The following is a 23,379-nucleotide window of genomic DNA, read 5'->3' on the forward strand; positions in this document are numbered from 1 at the left end:
ATGAGAATTAAAACACCATCTTATAACATGTGGCTTCAGTTAGAGTCGAAAAACCAAGTTGCTGGGTAAGCAAATGATCCTCTTGATCGGTGAAAAAATACAGAAAGTCAGCATGCTTGTCTTTTGCAGCTTGGATAGAAGCTTGAAGCAAGGCCTCTTTAATCGTAACAGATAGAGATTCTTCCAAAGAAATCAATCCAAAAATTTCATGGATTTGCTCATTTTTTTGGCTAGTAAAAACGACTTCAATCGCCACACCTGCTTCTACTGCTACAAAGATCGACCACCTATCCAGCTGTCCACGAAACTGCTCTATATCCCAACCAGTTTCTGGCACCTTGCCTAACAATTGAGCAAAAAGGGAAACATTTTCTTCTGTAATCGGAACAATTTTCTCAGATAAAAGACTATCAACCGTATTGTTTAGAGAAAGCACATCAACAAATGATTGATCAATGCAGGGATAGGACTCACTTAGGAATCTGTGGGCACTTCTATTTTCTTTGGGAAAATAGAGTCGGAATTCATAAGCTGGGTACCGCGCCGTCAAATAATCAATCCATGTTCTTAGCATGTGGAGATTTTCCTCGCTAAACACAAAACTGCATAGTCCCAACTGTTGCGCTTCTTCCACTACAAAATAATGGCACCAAGCTTGCGCAACTCCCTGGTCTTGATAGACTATGATATGCTCCTCCTCTCGACTCATTCCCTCTTCTGCCCAACGGAAAAAGTCAGCCTTTGTTTTCATCCCATCGCAAAAGAGAGGTAAGGCTGTTTTTTGTAAATCTTGCTCCTACATGCTTTTTAAAATGTTTTCTATAGGTACGAGCATGGTGCTGATTACCAATCCAATCCATCGCTTGAATAGCATGAAGCATATCTTCTTGACCGGTTTCATCATGCATTTTAAACTTGAGAAATCCTTTAACATAGAGATAAATTAAGCGATGATAGGCATTGCGCTCATTGGATAAGAGAGGACACAGTAATGTATCATACTGAACCGCCTTAGACACTTCCTCCCTCTCAGCCAAAGTTAGAATGATATTTAGAAGCGTCACTTCAACAAGATTCTTATGTGTGGGAATATCAAGGTAAAAATCACGCCTTGCCACCACTTCATCTACCAAGCGACACATCAAATCAGTGGGATAATACTGATAAAGATTACCAATCAGAATCAACTCATCAATTTGCCAATCTTCTGTACAGAAAAGATGATCAGACACAAAAGCTAAATCTTCCTCCATCATCTGACGGGTAGAATCCAAATCACACAAGGCTCCCTGGAGCAATATGGCATTGAGATGGGCTCGCTTGTTTTGAGGATTTTCGATAAATAGCTTCTCTTGACTAGATTTCAATTGCTCTAAGGTCTCTGAATCTTCTTGGTAATGCGCACGCGCCATCTGCGACATAAGGTGAATTTGATCATTCCTACGATAGTCATTCACTCGGTTCATAAATTGGGTGGGAGTTAATTTTAGCTTTTCCAAAACATAAAAAAATTTTGTAATAGACAGATCTGAATCCCCACGTTCAAATCGAGATAGTTGAGAGACTGATAGTTGTTCATCTGCCAAGTCTGTCAAGGTCAACTGCTTGTTGAGACGAAACTCTCGAAAAATTTCTCCGTAATGACTCATCCCTCTACCTGCTCGCTCAGTTCTTCCCATTCTTCCATGAGGTCAACCTGCTCGTTTTGGATGGTTTCCAACTCTTTTTGCAAATCGGATAGTAGACCAAGTTCATTGATTGTCAGCATTTCTTGGGTAATCTCAGCTTCACGCGCTTCAATGATGTCTAGTCTTTCTTCGATTTCAGTGATACGGCGCGTGAGTTTGCGGAGTTCTTTCTGGTTGGCCTTTTGAGTAGCATAATCGTTGACTGGCTGGATCTGATTGACAGCCTCAACTGGCTGATTCTGAGCTTGAGCCATAACTTCTAGCTCTGCCTTTTTCTCCACATAATAATCATAGTCGCCAAGATATAGGGTAGAGCCTTCCTCCGAAATCTCCAGCACTTTTGTAGCTACGCGGTTGATGAAGTAACGGTCGTGACTGACGAAGAGCAGGGTACCGTCAAAGTTAATGAGAGCATTTTCCAAGACTTCTTTACTATCAATATCCAAGTGGTTGGTCGGCTCATCCAGAATCAGGAAATTATTGTTTTCCATGGACAGCTTTGCCAGTAACAGACGCGCTCGTTCACCACCAGACAACATGGCTACAGACTTCTTGACCTCATCGCCTGAGAAGAGAAAGGCGCCTAGACGATTGCGAATCTCCTCTTCTGGCGTGGTTGGAAAGGCATTCCAGAGCTCATCAAGTACAGTGTTAGTCCGCGTCAAATTGGTCTGATTTTGGTCATAGTAGCCCGCTTCAACATTTGCGCCGTAGCTTGAAGTTCCCTTGATAAAGGGAATTTGTCCTACAACAGACTTGATAAAAGTTGATTTTCCGATACCATTTGGACCGACAATGGCAATGGCATCCAATTTTTTAACGTCAAGAGAAATAGGCTCAGCCAAAACTTGGCCATCGTAACCAATGGCGGTATCTGTTACTGTCAGGACAACATTGCCAGAAACCTTATCGGCCTGAAAGGTCATATTGGCTGACTTTTGACCAGTTGTCGGCTTATCCAAACGATCCATTTTTTCCAACTGTTTGCGACGAGCTTGGGCGCGTTTTGTGGTGGAAGCACGGACGATGTTGCGGTTGACAAAGTCTTCTAACTTAGCAATTTCTTTCTGCTGTTTCTCAAAATTCTTTTCCTCTGTCGCCAATTTCTCCGCCTTGAGGTCCATGAATTTGGAGTAATTTCCCACATAGCGATCCAAAGAATGCGTAGTCAAGTCATAGGTAATGGTCGCTACCTTGTCCAAGAAATAGCGGTCATGACTAACGATAATGAGGGCGCCTTGGTAGTTGACCAAGTAAGTTTCTAGCCAAGCAATGGTTTCAATGTCCAAATGGTTGGTTGGCTCGTCCAAGACCAAGAGTTCTGGTTTTTCAAGCAGCATTTTAGCCAGAGCCAGACGGGTATTTTGCCCACCAGACAAATCAGAAATGGGCATGCCCCACATGGTTTGGTCGAACTTAAATCCATTCAAAATAGCACGAATATCACTTTCATAGGTGAACCCACCACGTAGACGAAATTCCTCAGACAACAGGTCATAGGTCTTCATGAGTTGGTCAAGTTCCTCACCTGACAGCTCCCCCATTTGCAACTCCATATCCCGTAGCTTTTTCTCAGTCTGACGTAGATCATCAAAGACATGAAGCATTTCATCGTAAATCGTATTTTCTGATAAAAAACGGCTATCCTGTGCCAGATAAGACAAGGTGAGGTCGCGTTTGGTATTGAGTTCACCAGAAGTTGGCGCTTCTTCTCCCACCAAAATTTTCAAAAGAGTTGACTTACCAGCCCCATTTCGCCCTACTAAGGCAATCCGGTCTCGCTCATCCACTTGAATGTTAATATTGTCAAATAAGACATCGCCCGAAAATGAGCGCTCAATTTTATTTCCACTAAGTATAATCATGTTTTTATTTTATCAAAAATAGGCCCATCTAGCTATATAAAGAGAGCAAAAAAAGACGGCTGAAAACCGTCTTCTTATCTATCTTTTCGAAAAAGCGAAATAGAATTTATTAGAATCAAAGCAACCGTGCAGCCCCATAATGCCGTAGACATTGTTGGCATAATATCCATGAGGCCACTCCAGTCTTCTTGAAGAACCCGTCTACTACTATCCGCGTAAAAGGCATACAGAGTCAGGGCTGTCAGTGATAGACTGACAAAACTATAGTAAAGTCCTCGCTTCTGATTTAACAGATTTAAAAAGCAAAGATGATGGCTCCAAATGCAAAAATCATCCACATAATGCATTTCTACCTTGATTCTAAATATTTAACCAGATAAATCTTTTCAACACCCTTAAAAGGCATATCTTTTAAGCGTCCGAATTCTTGATAGCCAAATTTCTCATAGAAGGCCTGCGCTTGATAGGATTCCGTCGAAATTGTGATAACGTGGACTCCCTTTTGCCGTGCCCAGTCTTCCATTTCATTCATCAAGCGCGTGCCAATCCCTTCTTTTCGGTGGTTCAACTTCACTGCCAACTCTGATAAATGCAGACTATCAAACAATTTCTTGGCGATCAATCCAGCCACGACTTTTTCTTCTCTAATCGCCTGCAAAACCAGTTGGTCTGAATGTTTTTCAATTTCCAACTTATGCCCTAAAACTTGTTCATCATATTGGTCGAAAAAGCGTTGAATATGTGCCTGTGTTGTGCCCGCATCAGCATAGTGAATTTCCATTAGGACAACCTTTCTTCTTTTACATAATGAATCGGCAGCATTTCTAGAAAGATTTCAATTTGTTTTTCCCAATAATACCAATCGTGTGTCCCGTGGTCCGTGCGATAGGTAATATCCAGTCCCTGGTCTTCAAAATGCTTGACTGCTTGATTGTTAGCAGAGTAAAGAAAGTCCTCCTTGCCACACCAGGCATAAAACTTGGTTTTGCCATCCGCATGCTCAACCATATTCAAGAGATTATCTTGACTAGCATCGAACTCCTCTATATTACCAAAAATCCCTTCCCAATAAGGGCGATTATTCTCAATCTCCACCAAACGCTGATCATCAAACATGAGGGCCCCTGAGAATGAACCAGCGTAGGCAAAGCGATTGCTGAGAAAAGCTAGCTTAAAGGCACCGTAACCGCCCATGGACAGACCCGCAATAAAGGTTTTCTCCCGTTTTTGCGTCATGTTTGGGAAAAATCGTTTGAGCACCGCAGGCAGTTCTTCTACTACCGCATCGTAATACTTAACGCCATACTTGGTATTGGTATACCAGCCATTTTGTGTATCAGGCATAACGATGATCAGGTTGGTCTTGCGCACCAAGCGCTCCAAGTTTGTCCGTGAACGCCATGAATTGTGATTGCCCCCCATACCGTGTAAAAGGTAGAGAACCGGAATGTCTGTATCTGTCACTTCTGCCAGATCCAACTGGTCTGCATCTGGGTAGATGACGGATACTTGACGATATTGTCCCAAAACCGCAGACGAATACTCTATTTCAAAAACTGCCATAAAAACTCCTTTTACGTATGTGAAAAGCTGGAACTTGGTCCCAGCCTTTGATTAAATGATTACTTGACTTCCATAATGACTGGAAGGACTGCTGGACGACGTTTGGTTTGGTCATAGAGATACTTAGACAAGTCATCGCGTACAGCTGACTTGAGTTCTCCCCAGTCAAAGCTATCTTTGGTAAAGTATTTTTCCACAGCACTGTTCACCACATCCGCTGCTTCACGCAAGATATCCTTGCTCTTCTTGACATAGACAAATCCACGAGTGTGGACACGCGCTTTAGAAATAATCTTCTTCTCACGCTTGTTAACTGTGATTGCCACGATAAAGATACCATCTTCTGAGAGGATTTTACGATCCCGAAGGACTATATTGCCCACATCGCCCATGGCATTTCCGTCAATCATGACATCCCCAGCTGGTACAGAACCATTGTGGACAAAGTCGCCTTGTTCGTAACTCATGACATCGCCACGTTTGACAATGAAAATATTCTCTGGGAACATACCGATTTCAAGAGCTGCATTAGCATGGGCATCCAATTGACGGTACTCACCTTGAATTGGGAAGAGGAATTTTGGTCGAAGAATATTGAGCATGAGCTGCAAATCACGGGCATTCCCATGACCAGACACGCGTAAGTTTTTCGTGATAGACTTGACCACACCGCCCGCTTGGTAGACCATATTTTCCACACGAGCGACAACAGCTTCTTTAGAAATACTTGGTGTGGTAACGATATAAACCAAGTCTCCGTCTTTGATTTCCACATAGCGGTGACGGCCGATAGACATCTTGCGCAGACCGTTCAAAGGCTCGCCCATACGACCTGTTTCTAAGATAATGAGTTCATTATCTTCAAACTTAGACATTTCTTTTGGCTTGATAAGTAACCGCTCGCTGACCAGACGTAATTTTTTCAAGTTAATAGCTGTGCGGACAATGTTTTCCACATCATGACCTGTCAAAACTACACGACGACCAGTCGCCTCTGCTGCATCAAAAATCTGTTGGATACGAGCAATATTACTGGCAACTGCAGCAACAATCACACGACCATCCCAATCTGCAATAGTATCTAAAATTTCATTGGCTTCCTCATGCATGCTAGCAACTTGGATATGGCTTTCTGCATTTGCTGAAGCGGATAAAAGCGCAAGCACACCTTCACGACCAATTTCAGCCAAGCGTGAAAAGTCTGTCTTGTAGAATGGATCTGCTGCTTGGTCAAACTTGAAATCGCCTGTGTAGACGATATTGCCCTCGTCCGTCTTCACCACAATTCCCAAACTTTCTGGAATAGAGTGGGTTGTCTTGAAAAATGATACTTGAGTAGCTCCAAAGTCAATCTCAGCCTTGGCATTGATAACGTGGAAATCGTTGAACTTCTTAGTAGCTGGGTAGTTTTTGACGAAAAGTTTGGCCAACTCAATGGTCAAATGTGAACCGAAAACAGGTACCTTCACTTTTTCAAGCAAGTAAGGCAGAGCTCCGATAGCATCTGCGTGTCCGTGGGTCAAGAAGACACCTGCAACACGGTTTTTATTTTCAATCAAGTAATCAAAGTTTGGCACGATGACATCCACACCCAATTGTTCATTTTCAGGGTATTTGAGACCAGCGTCCAAGACAAAAATCTGTTCATTGACCTCAGCGATGTAGAGATTTTTTCCGTTTTCTCTGACACCACCCAGGGCAACAATTTTTATTTCACTCATGTGAACTCCTTTTTGAGTTTATTTTTTTACAAACGGTCCTTGCGTCCAATTTTTTCTGGTTGGCAAGTCGAATTACAGCCTGCGATTGCTCGCATATCAGCTATATTATACACTGTTTTCATCATTTTTTCAAAAAATCAAGCAGCTTGCTATCACAAAAATATATCCATTCTTAAAAACAGCGAATCCGTATTTGAAAAATCTCTAGGTAACGAAACTAATAAAACTTTAACCTAACATCCTTGTATAGAAAAAACAACCCACTGACTGGTTGCATTTTCATTTCTACTCAAAAAATTGGTAATAATCTTCTAATTTCATCTGTGATTTTTGATCATGTGCCATGTCCTGCACAATTTTTCCATCTTTCATGACAATGAGACGATTGCCATATTTGAGAGCAGCCTCCATATGATGGGTAATCATGAGGGCCGTCAACTGACTGGCTTCAATCAACTCTTGGCTCAAATTCATGAGCGACACACTGGTTTTAGGGTCAAGGGCCGCTGTATGTTCATCCAAAAGCAGTAAATCTGGCTGGGTCAAGGTAGACATGAGGAGACTGAGGGCTTGACGTTGTCCGCCCGACAAGAGACCCGCAGGTGTTTCCACATGTTTTTCCAGACCGTTACCAATTCGGCTGACTAACTGGGTAAATTCCTCAGTATATTTGTGCAGATTTCGTGAAACAAGACCTCGTTTTTGACCGCGGAACTTAGCAATCAAGAGATTTTCTGCTACCGTCATGCGAGGAGCTGTTCCCATTTTAGGATCTTGGAAGACACGCGCCAGATACTTAGCACGCTTTTCAGCCGGCCAATTGGTCACGTCCTCACCCAAAATGTAGACAGATCCACTCGTCAAGGTCAAGGTCCCCGCAATCACATTGAAGAGAGTCGATTTACCAGCACCATTTCCACCGAGAATGGTAATAAAATCTTGCTCGTAAATGGTCAAATTGACATTGTCCAGAATGACTTTATCCTCATCAAAGCCATTGTTGACAATCTTTGTTGCATTTTTTAATTCGACAATTGCTTTCATCGTGATAAGGTCACCCCCTTAAAGAATTTTTCCTTGAGAACTGGAATCAAGAGACAGAATGCCAAGACAAGAGCACTAAAGAGCTTGAGGTAGTTGGTATTGAAACCAAGGACAATCACAGCCGTAATCAAGAATTGGTAGAAGATGGAGCCAACTACAATGGCAATCAGGCGTTCCAAGAGGGTTAAGCCTGTTGAATAAAGAACTTCCCCCACGATAATACTAGCAAGTCCGATAACGATGACCCCAATTCCCTTTGAAATGTCCGCATAGCCATCCTGTTGACTGACCAAGGCACCTGCAAGGGCAATGAGACCGTTTGACAAGACCAAGCCCATGACCTCCATACGGTCCGTGTTAATGCCAAAACTCTTAGCCATATCTCGGTTATCCCCCGTTGCGATATAGGCCTGCCCAATACGGGTATAAAGGAAATAAATCAAGCCACTGATGACTAAGAACACCGCAATCAAGCCCAGCGCCAGCAGATTGACATCCGCCTTAAATGGAAAAAAGTCTGGTAAGGTTTTAATGTCAAGAAGACCGAGATTGGCCCGTCCCATGAGCATAAGCATGATGGAGTTACAAGATGTCATGACCAAAATTCCAGCCAAAATCGTCGGAATTTTTCCCTTTGTATAGAGAAGTCCTGTTGCCAAACCAGCCACACAGCCTGCCAAGGCACCAGCCAAGGTTGATAAAAGTGGGTCTAGTCCCTGATTCATAAGGGTAACAGCCACGGCTCCTCCTAGTGGAAAGGAGCCCTCTGTCGTCATGTCTGGAAAGTTCAAAATGCGGAAGGTCAGGTAGATTCCTAGTCCTAGAATCCCCCATAATAAACCTTGTGATACAGATGAAATAATCATAATCGTCTCTTTCTAACATTATTTTGCTTCAACAGCAATGTCGGCTGTATTCAGCAAATCTGATGGAATTACAATTCCTAAGTCTTTTGCTGCTTGCAAATTCAAGGTTGGTGTACCAGTGTCTACCACATTTACAGGGACATCTGCTACTTTTTTACCAGCCAAGATTTTAACAGCAATTTTTGCGGTCTCTGTTCCCAAGCCATATTGGCTTTGAGCAACGGAAGCAATTGACCCTTGTTTGACCATGGTATCTACGCTTGAATAGACTGGAACTTTAGCTGGAGTTGCTGCTGAGATAACTGTTGGAAATGCGCTAGCAATGATATTGTCCTGCGGTACGAAGATCGCGTCAACTTTTCCAGTCATAATCCCAACAGTTGTCTTGATTTCATTGGTTGATGGAACTGCAAATTCTTCCACTGTCAGGCCTGCCGCCTCAGCGTATTCCTTGAAGGTTTTCACTTGTGAAACGGAGTTATCTTCACTACTTGAGTAAAGAACACCGATTTTCTTAACACTTGGTGTCACTTGTTGGATCAATTCCACCGTTTGTTTGAGGGGAACTTGGTTGGAAACACCTGTGATATTGGCTTCTGGTTTATCCAAATTTTTAACCAATTTGGCACCAACTGGGTCTGAAATGGCACCCATCACAACCGGAATGTCTGAAGTTGCTGCTGCCAATCCTTGAGCGGCTGGAGTTGCAATACCGATCACCACATCATTTTGATCGCTGACCAATTTTTTACTCATAGTCTGAATCTTACTTTGGTCACCTTCTGCATTGAGAACAGTCAGCTCCACATTGTTCCCATCGTAACCAGCATCCGACAAGCCATCTTCAATCCCTTTTTCAATCTCATCCAAGGCATCATGGGTTACAAACTGTAAAATCCCAATCTTAACAATCTTATTTTCAGCTGTCTCTGTAGACTTTTTACCATCAAAATACAGGGCACCCGCCACCAGAACAACCAAACTAATCAATGTTGCAATCAAGGCTTTATTTTTCATCTCTTTACTCCTAAAATCAATCTATTATGTCTTATATTCTTCCAATGTCCATCTAATTTTTCCTAAGCTACGCCATCGTTTGTTCATGATTTTCCCCTTTTAACTAATGACTACTTTCAATCCAAAATGAGACTAGGAAGCAACAGCAATTTCTATCAAGTAAACTGGATGAAATTGCACGCCAGTCGCTATCCTGCGAACTGGCTAGTGACTTCGTTAAGTCATCTCATAAAGGATTTTACACTAAGGAACGTAGTTTTCCAAAGGAAAACTGCGTCAATATCTCTAAGTTCAGATACGTCATACTGACTTTCCTCACTAAGAGCTATAGAAAAAGCCCCCGCATACCAAATAGTATGCGAGGGCGTCAATGACACGGTGCCACCTCACTTATGGGAATTGTCTAGAATCCTCCCATATCTCATCTCCTCTAACAAGGAGTTGCACGGTAAGGTGTGCCGACCGAACTATCATTGTTTTAAGTTCATTTGCGTGATTGATTTGGCTAGTGACTTCGTTAACTCTCCTTGCTATACCGCCAGTATAAGCTACGTCGACCTGCCTCGTACTCAGCCAAAACAGTCTACGCAAAGTATGTTATGCCAAACAATCCTTGTGAATTTAGGGCATTTTAGGACTAGGCAGTCGGGTGAAGGCAGTACTGGTGGTACGGCAAGACCGACTAACGACGTCATAAAATAGACATAAATGCACATCAGCCCATTTCATAAAACTCCGCCACCCGTTCTCAGTACCACAGGCTCCCTGAAGACTTCTGCTTTACTACTTCTTCTGATTACAGACGATTATACGTCATCCATCAGTCTTTGTCAATACTTTTGATTAAATTTTCTGAAAACTTTCTAATACCTTAAGAGTCTATTTTAAGCTATTGCCCAGGATACTGCCATTGGATTGAATAACTTCTTTATACCAGTAAAATGATTTCTTTCTATATCTAGTTAGACTGCCGCTTCCATCATCATTTCTATCAACATAAATTAGTCCATATCTTTTAGATAATTGTGCGGTAGACATAGATACACAATCAATACAGCCCCAAGAAGTATAACCCATGACTTCTACGCCATCCTGTATCGCCTCCGCAACTTGTAAAAGGTGTTCTTGCATGTATTGAATTCGATAATCGTCATGAACAGTCAAACCACCAGCCTCATCCTTCACTAGCTGATCTTTAGCTCCCAAACCATTTTCAACAATGAATAAAGGAATCTGGTATCGATCATAATAACGATTTAGTGTCAATCTTAAACCAATTGGATCAATCTGCCAACCCCAATCAGAAGCTTCTAAATAAGGATTGACCAAACCACCCAAGATATTTCCTTTTCCAGATGAATATTTTGATGGATCTGCTGCCTGAGTAATACTCATATAATAACTGAAGGAGAGAAAATCAACCGTATTATTTTTTAATAACTCTTCATCACCTTCCACGAAAGTAATCTTTATGCCATTTTCTTTAAAGTATCTTTTGGCATAATTAGGATAATATCCTCTAACATGTATATCCGAAAATAAATAGTTCAAATTTTCATAGGCATGAGCCGCCCAAACATCTTCAGGATTGGGTGTCATTGGATAGGTCGGCATAGCTAAGACCATACAGCCAACCTTACAGTCAGGAATAATTTCATGAGCAATTTTGGTAACAAGACTAGAAGCTACAAGTTCATGGTGAATGGCCTGATATAAATCTTGTTTTGAAAGTTCTTCATTCGGCAAGTCAATTCCACCACTTGTAAAAGGCAGTTCTAAGACAGAATTGACCTCGTTAAATGTCAACCAGTACTTAACCTTATCTTTGTATCGCTCAAAAACTGTACGAGCAAATTTTTCAAAAAATTGAATCATTTTTCTATCCACCCAGCCATGATATTTCCTTGCCAGATACAGGGGAGTTTCATAGTGAGAGAGAGTTACAAGAGGCTCTATACCATTCTTTAGAAGTTCATCAAAAAGTTCATCATAAAACTGTAGCCCTTCTTCATTTGGAAATTCTTCATCTCCATTCGGAAATATTCTACTCCAAGCAATTGATGTTCTAAATACCTTAAATCCCAACTCTGAAAACAGGGCTATATCTTCCTTGTATCGATGGTAAAAATCAATAGCTTGTAATTTCAAATTATCTTCCGTTGGTTCTTGGGTAGCTTCACCCAGTCCACCATTGGGGAGAACATCTTGAACGGATAATCCTTTTCCTCCTTCATTATATGCACCTTCTACTTGGTTTGCAGCTACTGCTCCTCCCCATAAGAAATTGTCTGGAAAAATTGACATATACCCTCCTCGAATTATAAGACTGCTAATAAATCATTAGCATAGTTGACTTCCTCTTTTGTCGAAAGCAAGAGAACATCCAAATATTCCTGTGTATTTGTAACAACTACAGGAGTCACTATATCGTACCCTTCTGCGACAAGCATTTCTACATCCACTTCCAACATCAGTTGACCCTTTTCAACTTTTTCCCCATCTGAAACATGACTTACAAAACCTCTTCCTTTTAGCTCGACTGTTTCTAATCCAAAGTGGATAAGCAACTCTACCCCTTCATCACTTGTTAAACCGATTGCATGTTTTGTTGGAAAAAGACTGGTAACAGCCCCGTCAAATGGAGCATAGACTTTTCCATCCTTAGGGATAATTGCAACTCCTTCTCCAAGCATTTTTTTTGAAAACGTTGCATCATTTACTTTTTCTAAAGGGAGAATTTGACCTGAAAGAGGAGAGAAGACATTTTTTCTACTTGAAATGCCAGGTGCTACTTTTTCTAAATTAACTGTTGACGTTTCTTCATCGATACCTAGGAAATAGGCCAAAATAAATGTGACAATAATTGAAATTGCCGCAGCAATCATAGCGTTAGTAATGTTTGAAGCTGCTTCAGAGTAAATAAATTGTGGCAAAGCAATGAGAGAAGGTACTGCAAAAAGGTATGCTTTTACACCTGTCAAACCAACAAATAATCCTGCTAGACCACCACCAATCATTGCTGCATACAATGGTTTTTTATACTTTAGAGTAACACCATATAAAGCAGGCTCAGTGACACCAGCAAATAAAGATGAAAATCCAGCTGCAAAGGCTATTTGTTTCGTGTTACTATTTTTACTCTTAAATGCAACTGCCATAGAAGCGGCACCTTGTGCCAAGTTAGAACCTAACATTGCTGGTAGAATCAGTACATCAGGTGTCGCGATTGAAGCTGCCAAGAAAATCGGTGCAAAAGCCCAGTGCATACCGGTCATAACGATAAATGGCATGATTGCTCCAAGAACTGCTAAAGTTAACCAACCAGCTACACCATGCATTTGTTCAACCAATTGCGATAATCCTTCACCAACAATAACGCCGAGAGGTCCAACAAGAACTAAAGCTATGAAACCTGAAACAAGCAGGACCAAGGTTGGCTGTAAGAAACTTTTTGTTATTGCTGGAGTGACCTTATTGAAAACAGCTTCAATATACTTCATTAGCCAAACCATAATAAGAATTGGAATAACTGATGAACCATAGCTAGCAGGTGTAACAGGGGCACCTAAAAAATGAAGTGGATCACCTGAAGATACCATTTGAACAAAATTAGGATGTAGCAAAATACCAGCAACCGACATGGCTAAAGCAGGTGTAACTTTGAGTTTTTGTGAAGCTGAGTAGGCCAAAAAAATCGGCATAAAGTAATATGGTGCATCTCCAAAAAAGGCTAAAAATGAAATAGATTGGGAATCCGCTTTTAAAAGCCCCAGCATCGGTAAGACAATGACTAGAACTTTTATCATACCTCCACCAAGCATAGCTGGAATAAGTGGTGTCATAGAGCCAGCGATATACTCGATGACTTGTTCTAAGACATTTGCTTTTTTAACCTGTTGAACTGAATCAGAATCAAATTTTCCTAATGCAGTAAATTCTTTATAGTAATTAGCTACATCATTACCTAAGATAATTTGATACTGTCCATTTTTCTTCATAATACCGAGTACTCCAGAAATGGATTTAACACGTTCATCGGACACGATATTCTCATCTTTCAATTCCAGTCGCAATCTAGTAACGCAATGGGTTGCACGAAGAACATTCTTTTCTCCTCCGATTGCCTCTAGGATTGCCAATGCAGTATTCTTGTACTTCATAATAGACTCCTTATGATAAATTTTTTGTTAAACGCCGAATGTGAGCAATTAAATAGACTAATTCACTTGGACTCAGTAGATAATCATATTCTAACCGAATAAAGTCCGCTACTCGAGTTCCACATTGGTACTCTCTTGGATACTTCTTTTTCATTAACTCTAAAAGATCCACATCATCTTCATCATGGTATTCATTCCCCTCTACCAAACGATGAGCAAACAATTTAACATGTGTGATGAATCGGTAGTAATCAATAGAATCTTGATTGAATTCTGTAGAATAATAGTCTTGAATAATTTGTTCAATCTTCATGATAATTCCAGTAATACGATAAGATTCTTGAAAAATATTTTCCAAATTCGCATTGACAAAATGCAAAGCGATGAAGGCTGCTTCATCAACTGGGAGTTCGACATGTAAATCTTTTTTTATGATGGATAATGCTTTTTTCCCCAGTTCAAACTCCTCTTTATAATATTTGGCAATTTCCCATCTAAGAGGGTTCGTAACGACTACTCCTTCCTTATGTCTTTCTATACTAGAATTGATATGATCTGTCAAATTGATGTAAATAATCTCATCAAAATGATTTCCAAGTGTTATCTTTCCTAAATTTATTATTTTCTCACAAACATAAACCAACTCAATAGGAACATCGATAAATAGTTCCGTAAAGCGATTCATATTATCGCTATTCTTGAGCAAAAAACTTTTTTCTATCGAAGAAGGTGGGATCGCATCTCCGACCTTCTTTCCAAATGCAATTCCTTTACCAAACAACAAGATATCAACGTTCTTATTATTTTGTGCTATGACTGCATTATGATTTAATACACGCTTTATGATCATAAATTTTCCTTTAAACTTAAAATAAAAGAACCTACTTAAAAGAAATCGACATATATCGTATCGATTCATTTAAATAGGTTCCTGCTCGCCTTAAAGCGATAACATCCTTTTATTTCAATTATTAGTTGGTACTTCTAGCTTAAAAAATTTAATAACTCTGTAACCATTTTCAATTTTAATATAAATTAAAGAATTTGTCAATAATTTATAAAAATATAAGAATACTTCTTTTAGTCCCCTTCGTTAAAAAGTCACTGATTTATGATATACTAGACTGAGTTATAGCTATTAGAAAGAGGAAAACCATGTCTTTTGACGGATTTTTTTTACATCACATGACGGCTGAGTTAAGGGCCAATTTAGAAGGTGGGCGGATTCAGAAAATCAACCAGCCCTTTGAACAGGAGATTGTCCTCAATATCCGTAGCAACCGTCAGAGCCATAAATTGCTCTTGTCTGCACATTCCGTTTTTGGCCGTGTCCAGCTTACTCAAACAGAATTTACAAATCCTAAGGTACCTAATACCTTTACCATGATTCTACGGAAATACTTGCAGGGAGCCATTATCGAGGAAATTCGTCAGTTGGACAATGACCGCATCTTAGAGTTTTCGGTATCCAACAAGGACGAGATTGGAGACCATATCCAAGCAACCTTGATTGTGGAAATCATGGGCAAGCACAGCAATATCATCTTGGTGGATAAGTCTGAACAGCGGATTATCGAGGCTATCAAGCACGTTGGTTTCTCGCAAAACTCCTACCGAACCATCTTGCCAGGCTCCACCTATATTCGTCCACCGGAGACGCATTCTCTCAATCCTTATACGGTGTCTGACGAGAAATTGTTTGAAATCTTATCGACTCAGGAACTGAGTCCAAAAAATCTCCAACAGGTCTTTCAAGGTTTGGGTCGGGATACGGCTTCTGAACTGGCCAATCATTTGCAGACAGACCGCCTGAAGAACTTCCGTGCCTTTTTTGACCAGGCAACTCAGCCTAGCCTGACAGACAAATCCTATGCTGCTCTGCCATTTGCCAATAGCCCTGAAAACCAGCCACACTTTGAGAGCCTGAGCAGTCTGCTGGACTTCTACTATCAGGACAAGGCGGAGCGGGATCGGGTGGCCCAGCAGGCCAATGAGCTGATCAAGCGGGTAGCCAGTGAGTTGGAGAAAAATCGCAAGAAACTGGTCAAGCAGGAGCAGGAATTGGCGGATACGGAGACGGCGGAGTTGGTGCGGCAAAAGGGCGAGCTCTTGACCACCTATCTGCATCAAGTGCCAAATGACCAGGCTAGTGTGACCTTAGACAACTACTATACGGGCCAGGAACTGGAGATTGAGTTGGACGTGGCTCTTACTCCTAGCCAGAATGCCCAACGTTATTTCAAAAAATACCAGAAACTCAAGGAGGCGGTCAAGCACCTGACCAACTTGATTGAGGAGACCAAGGCAACCATTGTCTATCTGGAGTCCGTTGACACCATGCTGGGACAGGCAAATCTATCTGAAATCGATGAGATTCGCGAAGAGTTGATTGAAACAGGGTATCTCAAACGCCGTCATCGTGAAAAAATCGCCAAACGTCAAAAGCCTGAACGTTATTTGGCTAGTGATGGCAAGACCATTATCCTAGTTGGGAAGAATAATCTACAAAATGATGAACTTTCCTTCAAAATAGCCAAGAAAGGCGAGCTTTGGTTCCATGCCAAGGATATTCCAGGAAGTCATGTCATCATCACTGAAAACCTTGACCCCAGCGATGAAGTCAAGACCGACGCAGCCGAACTAGCCGCCTACTTCTCCAAGGCACGCCTATCCAATCTAGTCCAGGTCGATATGATTGAAGCCAAAAAGCTGAATAAACCAAGCGGTGGCAAACCAGGTTTTGTTACTTACCGAGGCCAGAAAACCCTCCGCGTTACCCCAACTGAAGAAAAAATAAAATCCATGAAAATGTAATGCATGCAAAGCTAAAAACTCCTAGATTTGGACAAAACCGTCCTCCTAGGAGTTTTTTCTTTATTTTGCTGCAAGTTGCTGACACCAACCCAACCACTTTTCTTGGTATTCCACAGAAGATAATTTCCGATTTTCCAAATCAGCAATGCTATAGACTCCACGGTCTTGGCAGGCTTGGACACATTTCCAGTAGAAATCCCAATCCAAGTCGTCTTCATCCCAATAAACTGAAATTCCTGATTTGTAAGCCATATAAGCCCGACTATGACCGTCTGTCAGAAAGATTCTTCCATTCATTTCCTTTACAGATAAAGGGGCTAGTTGCTGGTCCGCAATCCATTCTCCAACCGCTCTTAGTTTATCTTTAGATAGGTAAAATTGACTCGGTTGCAAGGACAAAATCTCTATTTCCATCTCACTCAGCCTTTTCAATATCCTCACAGATTTCTTTGGCATTGAATTTGGCAAAAAGGTATTCGCGATCCTGAACTGGGAAGCGTTGGTCTAACTGGTCAACGGCACCAATTTCCACACGACCATGGTCAATGATATAGTCCATAACATGACCACCAAAACTATGGTCATCCGAAATAAAATGCAAATGGTATCCAGCTACACTGACTCCATGAAAGATTTCTGGCGTCCAAATCCCCACAATGGTCCCTGAGATATTTTCCGCATGAAATTCGGGTTGATGCGTAGCCACTTCCACAAACTTCTTGTCTGAACTGGACTTGGGAATCATACGAACATGCATGTGCTTAAATTCCCCTTGAATTTTAATGGAACGGAAGAGATTTTCTCCGTCATAATAAGACTCAATTCGTTGGTGTAACTCCTGATCCGTCATTTCAAAACGTTGCTTAAAAATAACTTCAGGCTGATGAAAAATAACTGCTGCATAGGGAACCTTGGTATCTGCACTGACTTCCACTACTTGGGGCTTATCTGCCATCCCTGTAGCCTGATAAGCCTTACCATCTAAAACAATCAACTCTCCGTCAATAGAATCCAGTGTTCCTAGCCCCAGATCACCATGTTCTAACAATTCTCCAACCGTCAAGGAACCACCATAAAGTCCCGCCATGAGGGCACCCAAGGTATTGTACTGAAATAATTTTTGTGTTTCCATGCTAGTCCATTACCTCATTGTAAAATTCCTGCATAGCGACATCATCTGGTACCAAATGCAAATAGCGGTGAGCCAAGTCTTTCGCCAACTGTAAATCGCCTTCTAAGCGTAACAGGCTGATATAGTCTGCCAAAAATTCTGGATTATCTGCCAAATCTTCTCGTAATTGGTCGTATATATCTAAGGCTGTTTCATCTTCCTCCAAGGCTTGGTAGGCTTTAGCAATGTTCCAACACGCCAGCACATTGTCCAAATCCTCATGGTTCAAATTAACAACTTCTTGGAATCGTTCTTGCTCCAGATAGAGATTGCTCAAGCGCAGAGTCACTTCATTTTGGTCATCCGCCACTTCTTGCGCCTTCAATAGATATTCCTCAGCCGCTCGATTATCATGCAATTCATAAGCATACTGAGATGCCAAGAGCAAGAGGACAGCATCAAAATCATTTTTATCTAGCCCTTTTTGAACCATTTCTAAGGCTTCTTCAATCTTGTGCTCCGCATGAAGAGACTGGGCGTAGGCATACTCGTAGCCCTCAAAGTCTGGATTAATGGTATCTAGCTGCTTGTAATAAAGATTAGCCTTTTGGTACTCTTCTTGGTCGTATAAAATGGTTGCCAACTCAAACACAGTCTGGTCATCATACTCTAGCTCGACAGCTTTTTCCAAGAATTCAATAGCGGCTTCAAATTTTCCTAGACTTGCATAGGCAATTCCAATTCGTTGATAAGTCGAAATACCTGTCATTTCATAGATTTCGCGATTGTCCAATTGAGCATAATGGGCAACAGCTTCCTTGAAATCCCCTAGCTCCATTTCCAACTCAGCTAAGCCAAATAGAATAATTGGTTCATCTGACAAATCAGCCGCTTCCAGTAATTTCTCACGAGCAACATCCACCAAACCTTCTGACTGATAAAGATCCGCTTTAACCACCAAAGCTTCTAAGTAAAATGGACTGTCTGGACGGATGGCTTCCAAGTATTCAAAAGCCTCTTCAACATCGCCGTCTTCGTTGGCAATTTGGGCCAAATTCAAATTCACCTCTGGAAATTCCTCGCATAAACGTAGATAAATTTCCTTTGCCTGTGGAAAAAATCCAATGGATTCCAAATAAGCTGCCAAATCAAGCAAGGTGTCCGAATCATCCTGTTCCAAGGCTCGTTTGAAATATTTATTGGCACGCGCTAAGTCTTGCTGGCCTAGTGATACCAGCATTTTTTCACTATTTTTCATTTTCTACTTCAACAACTTTCTCTTCAGCATATAAACCGCTATACTCCTTGTACCATTCAAAAATAGCTGTTACGACTACCTTGATAGAGGCATAAATCGGAATCCCCAAAAGAACACCTAAAACTCCGTACATTTGCCCCGCGGTCAAGAGGACAAACAAAATGGTAATCGGATGAATACTAAGGGAAGAACCAATCACAAGTGGTGTCACAAAACGCCCTTCAATGGTCTGCTCTACCATAAAAACAATCAAGACCTTGACCAACATAAAGGGTCCTGCAATCACTCCTAAAATCACTGCTGGAATCATGGCTAAAAAGGAACCCAAGTAAGGAATCAAGTTCAGAAAACCAGCCATCACCCCTAAAGTAATGGGATACTTCAGACCGATAATCGAAAATAAAATTGAAAACATGAGCGCCACAATCGCAGCCACCGTCACCTGACCACGTACATAATTGGACAACTGATTATTGACATCCGTCAAGACCGTCCCAACCGAAATGCGCCATTTAATCGGTAAAAACTTGGTAATCTGATCATTCAGCTGCTTACCATCCCGCAAGAGATAAAAAAGGATGAAGGGCATAATCAAAATAGCGACAATAATATGCGAAGCTGTAGAAATCAAATTACCGGCCCAGTTAACTGCGCTCGACGAAAACTTCTGAGCATAGGAAATAATCTGCGTATTCAAATTATCCATAACCTGCGTCACCGTTGGACGCAGAGCTTCAAATCGCTGATCTTTCAAAAGAGAGTTGACCTGTGACTCAATCGTCTTGATGTAATTGGGAACATTTTGCGCAAAAGAAACAACCTGTTCTTGGATATTTGGCACAGCTACTCCAATTCCCCAGACCAACAAGAGAACAATCAAAATAAAAAGAATAGAAATAGCGACCGTTCTCGAAATCTTATATTTTTCCAACCAATCCACAATAGGATTCAACAAGTAAAAAAGAAGACCTGTTAAAATCATTGGTAACAGAATGATACTCAAAAAATCCGCAATGGGGTGCAGAACAAAACTCACCTTGGTAAACATCCAAATCGTCAATAACACCAAAATCGTTACCAAGAAAAAAGTCACAATCTGATTATTGACAAACCATTGAAAAAACCAAGAATCCACAAATCTTTGCCGTTTCTCTTTCATGTTATCCTCCACAATTCATTTCTTCTATTGTACCATTTTCACTGTCTATTTTATCAGAAAAGCCCAGCATTCGAGCGACTTTCTAATAAATTTATGATATAATCATAAAAAATTACAGTGAGGAAAATCTTATGACCTTGTATTTTGGTAGCTACACACGACGCCTTTCAGCAGGAATTCAATCTGCAGATTTCGATGAAAAAACTGGAAAATTAAGTAACTTAAAACTACTTGCAACAGAAGAAAATCCAACCTATCTTGCATTTTCAAAAGCAGGAAACCTTTACTCTGTGGGAGCTGAAAACAGCTTAGGAGGCATCGCAGCTTTTACGGCTGATTTCCAGCCTCTCAACCACGTAGTTGCTGAAGGAGCTCCCCTCTGCTATGTGGCGGTGGATGACGAACGCAATTTGGTTTATGGCGCCAACTACCACAAAGGACAAATTCTTTCTTACAAAATTGAAGAAGACGGATCACTCAGCTTGGCTGATACTGTACAACACCTAGGCGCTGGTCCCCACACAAATCAAATAGCTGCCCATGCCCATTTCGCAGACCTGACACCTGACAAATACCTAGTTACCTGCGACCTAGGAACAGACTCCATCATCACTTACGATGTATCTGAAGATGGAAAATTAACTCAAATTGGTCACTACACATCTACTGCTGGTGCTGGTCCGCGTCATATTGTCTTCCACCCAACAGTCAAAATTGCCTACCTGATCTGTGAGCTAAATGCCACTATCGAAGTGCTCATTTATGATGGCGTAGGACAATTTGAACGCCTACAAACCATTTCCACTCTTCCTGATGACTATACAGGGGCTAATAATACCGCCGCTATTCGTATTTCCAAAGACGGAAAATTCGTCTACGCTTCTAATCGTGGCCATGACTCGATTGCCATCTATCGTACATTGGGCGATGCTACACTTGAACTAGTCACTATTCAGCCAAGTCTGGGACAAATCCCTCGTGATTTCAACCTAGTTGCTGATGACCGCTACCTCATCGTCGTCCATCAAGACTCTGACAATGCTGTTGTGTTTGAACGAAATTCAAAAACTGGACTGTTGACTGAAATCCCTCAAGATTTCAAAGTACCTGAAGCGGTTTGTATCCTTGAAAAATAAAGCATTTTACTTGCAACTTTCTACAATTTAGTGTTAAATGAAATTATCAATAATAAAGGAGATTCCCTATGAATCCAACAGAACTTTTCAATGAAGTAAAAGACCTTATTGCAAACAAAGACCTTGATGGTGCTAAAAAATTCATCGAAGATCATAAAGATGAACTCGGTGACTATGTAGAACAAGCACAAGATTTACTGAAAGGCAACGATTTTGTAAACGATGCTCTTGATAAAGTAAAAGGCTTGTTTGGGAAATAATAGACAGAGGCTAGGAGTCGTTCCTAGTCTCTATTTTTTTATTGACAACTACTTTATCAACACATCTACTACTTCAGTCAAGGAGGAAACCACCCAATCTACCTTGTAAAGCGAATCTTCTTGATTGTATTTTCCCAAACCAGCTTGTAACCAAATAGTTGTCATCCCTAATTTCTTTGCCGGTATCATATCATTGTCAATTCGATCTCCAATATAGATTGCTTCTTGGGGTAAGACACCTGCTAACTCCAAGGCGCTTGAAAATATTCTCACATCTGGCTTACTGTAGCCAACTGCTGAAGAACTCAGTACAAGTTGGAAATAATCAGCAATCCCCCAATTTTCCAACCGTTCCGCTAAATTCTCTTTCTGATTTGCGATGACTCCCAGCCGATAGTCGCGCTGCAACTGTTCTAAAACAGCCTTAGTATCCGGGTATAAACAATCCGTGCTATGGTCCCACTGTGGCCGTTCAACACCTGCAATGGTAAAATAAGACCAAGTCTCCCGTATTGGATCTTGATTTTTTCGGGAATACTCGACCAACTTTTCTTCAAATTCATCTAATGTTACCACCCTACCTGCACTACTGAGCGTCTTGACGCACCTTTTACTAAAAAGTCGATAAGTCTCCCTTTCATCAACTAAAGTTGAACCCACATCAAAAAATATCCATTTTTTCATTCAAATCTTCCTTTTTCAAAATTGTTCTATAAAGTACTCACTTTAGTGTAACAGATAAATCTTCATAAAAGCAAAAAAGCTAGGAAATTTCCTAGCTTTTCTTTTCTAAACCTTATTTTTTAAGGTTATCGCAGTATCAAATAATTCAATAAAATACACTAAATTATTAACCTACTTTTTACCTTTTTTATTCTAAAATGTAAAGTACAAACAAGTACGATATATTAGAGGGGTAGTAAAAAAGGTATTAAATTGATGAGTTCAGCAGGCAAGAAAACAGCACCTTAACGGGTGCTATTTTTTATCAATAAATATCTCGCCTATGCCCAAATTCAAGCGCTAAAATAACCATCTTATCATCTTGAATATCACAAATAAGCCTATAATCACCAATACGATAACGCCACTCGCTAGCATGATTTCCTGTTAAACCTTTACCATTGGCGCGTGGGTTCTCTGTGCCCTCTAAGTGCTTATCAATCCAAGCAAATAACAACCGCTGTATCTGCTTATCTAGTTTCTTAATCTGCTTTTGAGCCTTTTTAGAATACTCTATACTGTACATATTACAAGCCTAGCTCTTTCTTAAAATCAGCATGGCTAATTGTCTCTGGGTCTGCTTTGTATTCAGCATAGGCTTGTTTATAGATTTTCAAATCATACTCATCTTCAATATCACGCTCTAGTGCTTTCTTGAAAAGACTTGAAAGACTTTGCCCTGTTAATTGAGCATAACTTTTGAAAAATGTTTCTTCTTCTTGATTTAATCTAATAGTTACTGTACTCATGGTATTTTCCTCGCTTCTATGTGTTACATTGTAACACATTTTAAGATATTTGTCAATTCTCACAATAATAAAAACACCTAGTTTCCTAGATGCTAGCACAATAGCCCGGATTCGAACCGGAATCTCCTCCATCAAGGCGTAATCCCTATATACTACTCCTTGTGCTTAAGTTTATTATATCACCTCAAAATAAAAAAGGAAATAGAAAATTATAAGTAACTCTATTTCCTTACATAGCAGACGGT

At 40.8% G+C, this 23,379-nt stretch carries 22 protein-coding genes; 3 read left to right on the forward strand and 19 right to left on the reverse strand.

Going from position 1 to position 23,379, the window contains the following annotated elements:
- Positions 1-7: 7 nt before the first annotated feature.
- From ACHUFA_RS05280 to licT, 12 genes are all read right to left on the reverse strand, one after another.
- Entirely contained in the window at positions 8-751 is a 744-nt protein-coding gene (locus ACHUFA_RS05280) for a hypothetical protein (protein ID WP_222347898.1), read from the reverse strand.
- The gene (locus tag ACHUFA_RS05285; RefSeq protein WP_394405104.1) at positions 735-1,649 is read right to left on the reverse strand and encodes an Rgg/GadR/MutR family transcriptional regulator; all 915 of its coding nucleotides are present in this window, start codon (positions 1,647-1,649) and stop codon (positions 735-737) included. Before ACHUFA_RS05285 ends, ACHUFA_RS05280 begins: the two co-directional genes overlap by 17 nt.
- Positions 1,646-3,553, reverse strand: coding sequence for an ABC-F family ATP-binding cassette domain-containing protein (locus tag ACHUFA_RS05290; RefSeq protein WP_222347900.1), 1,908 nt, complete (start codon positions 3,551-3,553; stop codon positions 1,646-1,648). Before ACHUFA_RS05290 ends, ACHUFA_RS05285 begins: the two co-directional genes overlap by 4 nt.
- A 349-nt stretch (positions 3,554-3,902) precedes the next feature.
- The gene (locus ACHUFA_RS05295) at positions 3,903-4,334 is read right to left on the reverse strand and encodes a GNAT family N-acetyltransferase (protein ID WP_394405105.1); all 432 of its coding nucleotides are present in this window, start codon (positions 4,332-4,334) and stop codon (positions 3,903-3,905) included.
- Positions 4,334-5,116 carry an alpha/beta hydrolase gene (locus ACHUFA_RS05300; protein ID WP_222347902.1) on the reverse strand — a complete coding sequence of 261 codons (783 nt, stop codon included), beginning with the start codon at positions 5,114-5,116 and terminating at the stop codon, positions 4,334-4,336. The genes ACHUFA_RS05295 and ACHUFA_RS05300 overlap by 1 nt, the downstream gene beginning before the upstream one ends.
- A gap of 59 nt (positions 5,117-5,175) precedes the next feature.
- Positions 5,176-6,837, reverse strand: coding sequence for a ribonuclease J (locus ACHUFA_RS05305; protein ID WP_394405106.1), 1,662 nt, complete (start codon positions 6,835-6,837; stop codon positions 5,176-5,178).
- Positions 6,838-7,122: 285 nt separating this feature from the next.
- Positions 7,123-7,881, reverse strand: coding sequence for an ABC transporter ATP-binding protein (locus ACHUFA_RS05310; RefSeq protein ID WP_394405107.1), 759 nt, complete (start codon positions 7,879-7,881; stop codon positions 7,123-7,125).
- The gene (locus ACHUFA_RS05315; protein ID WP_394405108.1) at positions 7,878-8,747 is read right to left on the reverse strand and encodes an ABC transporter permease; all 870 of its coding nucleotides are present in this window, start codon (positions 8,745-8,747) and stop codon (positions 7,878-7,880) included. The genes ACHUFA_RS05310 and ACHUFA_RS05315 overlap by 4 nt, the downstream gene beginning before the upstream one ends.
- 18 nt (positions 8,748-8,765) lie before the next feature.
- Positions 8,766-9,764: a tryptophan ABC transporter substrate-binding protein gene (gene trpX / locus ACHUFA_RS05320; RefSeq protein ID WP_222347906.1), complete on the reverse strand. Its 999-nt coding sequence runs from the start codon at positions 9,762-9,764 to the stop codon at positions 8,766-8,768.
- A gap of 879 nt (positions 9,765-10,643) precedes the next feature.
- Positions 10,644-12,068, reverse strand: a complete 1,425-nt coding sequence (locus ACHUFA_RS05325; protein ID WP_024382428.1) for a glycoside hydrolase family 1 protein — start codon at positions 12,066-12,068, stop codon at positions 10,644-10,646.
- Positions 12,069-12,082: 14 nt separating this feature from the next.
- The gene (locus tag ACHUFA_RS05330) at positions 12,083-13,924 is read right to left on the reverse strand and encodes a beta-glucoside-specific PTS transporter subunit IIABC (RefSeq protein WP_394405109.1); all 1,842 of its coding nucleotides are present in this window, start codon (positions 13,922-13,924) and stop codon (positions 12,083-12,085) included.
- 10 nt (positions 13,925-13,934) lie between these two features.
- A complete protein-coding gene (gene licT / locus ACHUFA_RS05335; RefSeq protein WP_012775252.1) occupies positions 13,935-14,774 on the reverse strand; it encodes a BglG family transcription antiterminator LicT in 840 nt (279 codons plus the stop codon).
- Positions 14,775-15,079: 305 nt separating this feature from the next.
- Here licT and ACHUFA_RS05340 point away from each other — a divergent pair, with 305 nt between their 5' ends.
- Entirely contained in the window at positions 15,080-16,738 is a 1,659-nt protein-coding gene (locus ACHUFA_RS05340) for an Rqc2 family fibronectin-binding protein (protein WP_394405110.1), read from the forward strand.
- Between the two features lie 60 nt (positions 16,739-16,798).
- Here ACHUFA_RS05340 and ACHUFA_RS05345 read toward each other — a convergent pair whose 3' ends face one another.
- From ACHUFA_RS05345 to ACHUFA_RS05360, 4 genes are read right to left on the reverse strand one after another with little or no spacing between them, the layout of a single operon-like run.
- The gene (locus ACHUFA_RS05345) at positions 16,799-17,152 is read right to left on the reverse strand and encodes a hypothetical protein (RefSeq protein ID WP_318530383.1); all 354 of its coding nucleotides are present in this window, start codon (positions 17,150-17,152) and stop codon (positions 16,799-16,801) included.
- Position 17,153: 1 nt separating this feature from the next.
- Entirely contained in the window at positions 17,154-17,870 is a 717-nt protein-coding gene (gene budA, locus ACHUFA_RS05350) for an acetolactate decarboxylase (protein WP_222347915.1), read from the reverse strand.
- 1 nt (position 17,871) lies between these two features.
- Entirely contained in the window at positions 17,872-19,107 is a 1,236-nt protein-coding gene (locus ACHUFA_RS05355; RefSeq protein WP_394405111.1) for a tetratricopeptide repeat protein, read from the reverse strand.
- Positions 19,097-20,266 (reverse strand): AI-2E family transporter, encoded by a 1,170-nt coding sequence (locus tag ACHUFA_RS05360; protein ID WP_222347919.1) that lies wholly within the window; start codon positions 20,264-20,266, stop codon positions 19,097-19,099. The genes ACHUFA_RS05355 and ACHUFA_RS05360 overlap by 11 nt, the downstream gene beginning before the upstream one ends.
- Positions 20,267-20,397: 131 nt before the next feature.
- On the opposite strand from ACHUFA_RS05360, the gene ACHUFA_RS05365 reads away from it, so the two are divergent.
- Positions 20,398-21,402, forward strand: a complete 1,005-nt coding sequence (locus ACHUFA_RS05365; RefSeq protein ID WP_394405112.1) for a lactonase family protein — start codon at positions 20,398-20,400, stop codon at positions 21,400-21,402.
- A 68-nt stretch (positions 21,403-21,470) separates the two neighbouring features.
- Positions 21,471-21,662 (forward strand): hypothetical protein, encoded by a 192-nt coding sequence (locus ACHUFA_RS05370; protein WP_222347922.1) that lies wholly within the window; start codon positions 21,471-21,473, stop codon positions 21,660-21,662.
- 48 nt (positions 21,663-21,710) lie between these two features.
- Here the strand turns inward: ACHUFA_RS05370 and ACHUFA_RS05375 are convergent, their stop codons facing one another.
- The 3 genes from ACHUFA_RS05375 to relB all read right to left on the reverse strand — a co-directional run bounded on the left by ACHUFA_RS05375 (position 21,711) and on the right by relB (position 23,134).
- A complete protein-coding gene (locus tag ACHUFA_RS05375; protein WP_394405113.1) occupies positions 21,711-22,346 on the reverse strand; it encodes an HAD family hydrolase in 636 nt (211 codons plus the stop codon).
- Between the two features lie 304 nt (positions 22,347-22,650).
- Positions 22,651-22,911 carry a type II toxin-antitoxin system RelE family toxin gene (locus ACHUFA_RS05380; RefSeq protein WP_394405114.1) on the reverse strand — a complete coding sequence of 87 codons (261 nt, stop codon included), beginning with the start codon at positions 22,909-22,911 and terminating at the stop codon, positions 22,651-22,653.
- Between the two features lies 1 nt (position 22,912).
- Positions 22,913-23,134 carry a type II toxin-antitoxin system RelB family antitoxin gene (relB, locus tag ACHUFA_RS05385; protein ID WP_024532383.1) on the reverse strand — a complete coding sequence of 74 codons (222 nt, stop codon included), beginning with the start codon at positions 23,132-23,134 and terminating at the stop codon, positions 22,913-22,915.
- Between the last annotated feature and the right edge of the window lie 245 nt (positions 23,135-23,379).

Origin of the sequence: Streptococcus hepaticus, assembly GCF_043656315.1 — a bacterium.
In the GTDB taxonomy this organism is placed as follows: domain Bacteria; phylum Bacillota; class Bacilli; order Lactobacillales; family Streptococcaceae; genus Streptococcus; species Streptococcus hepaticus.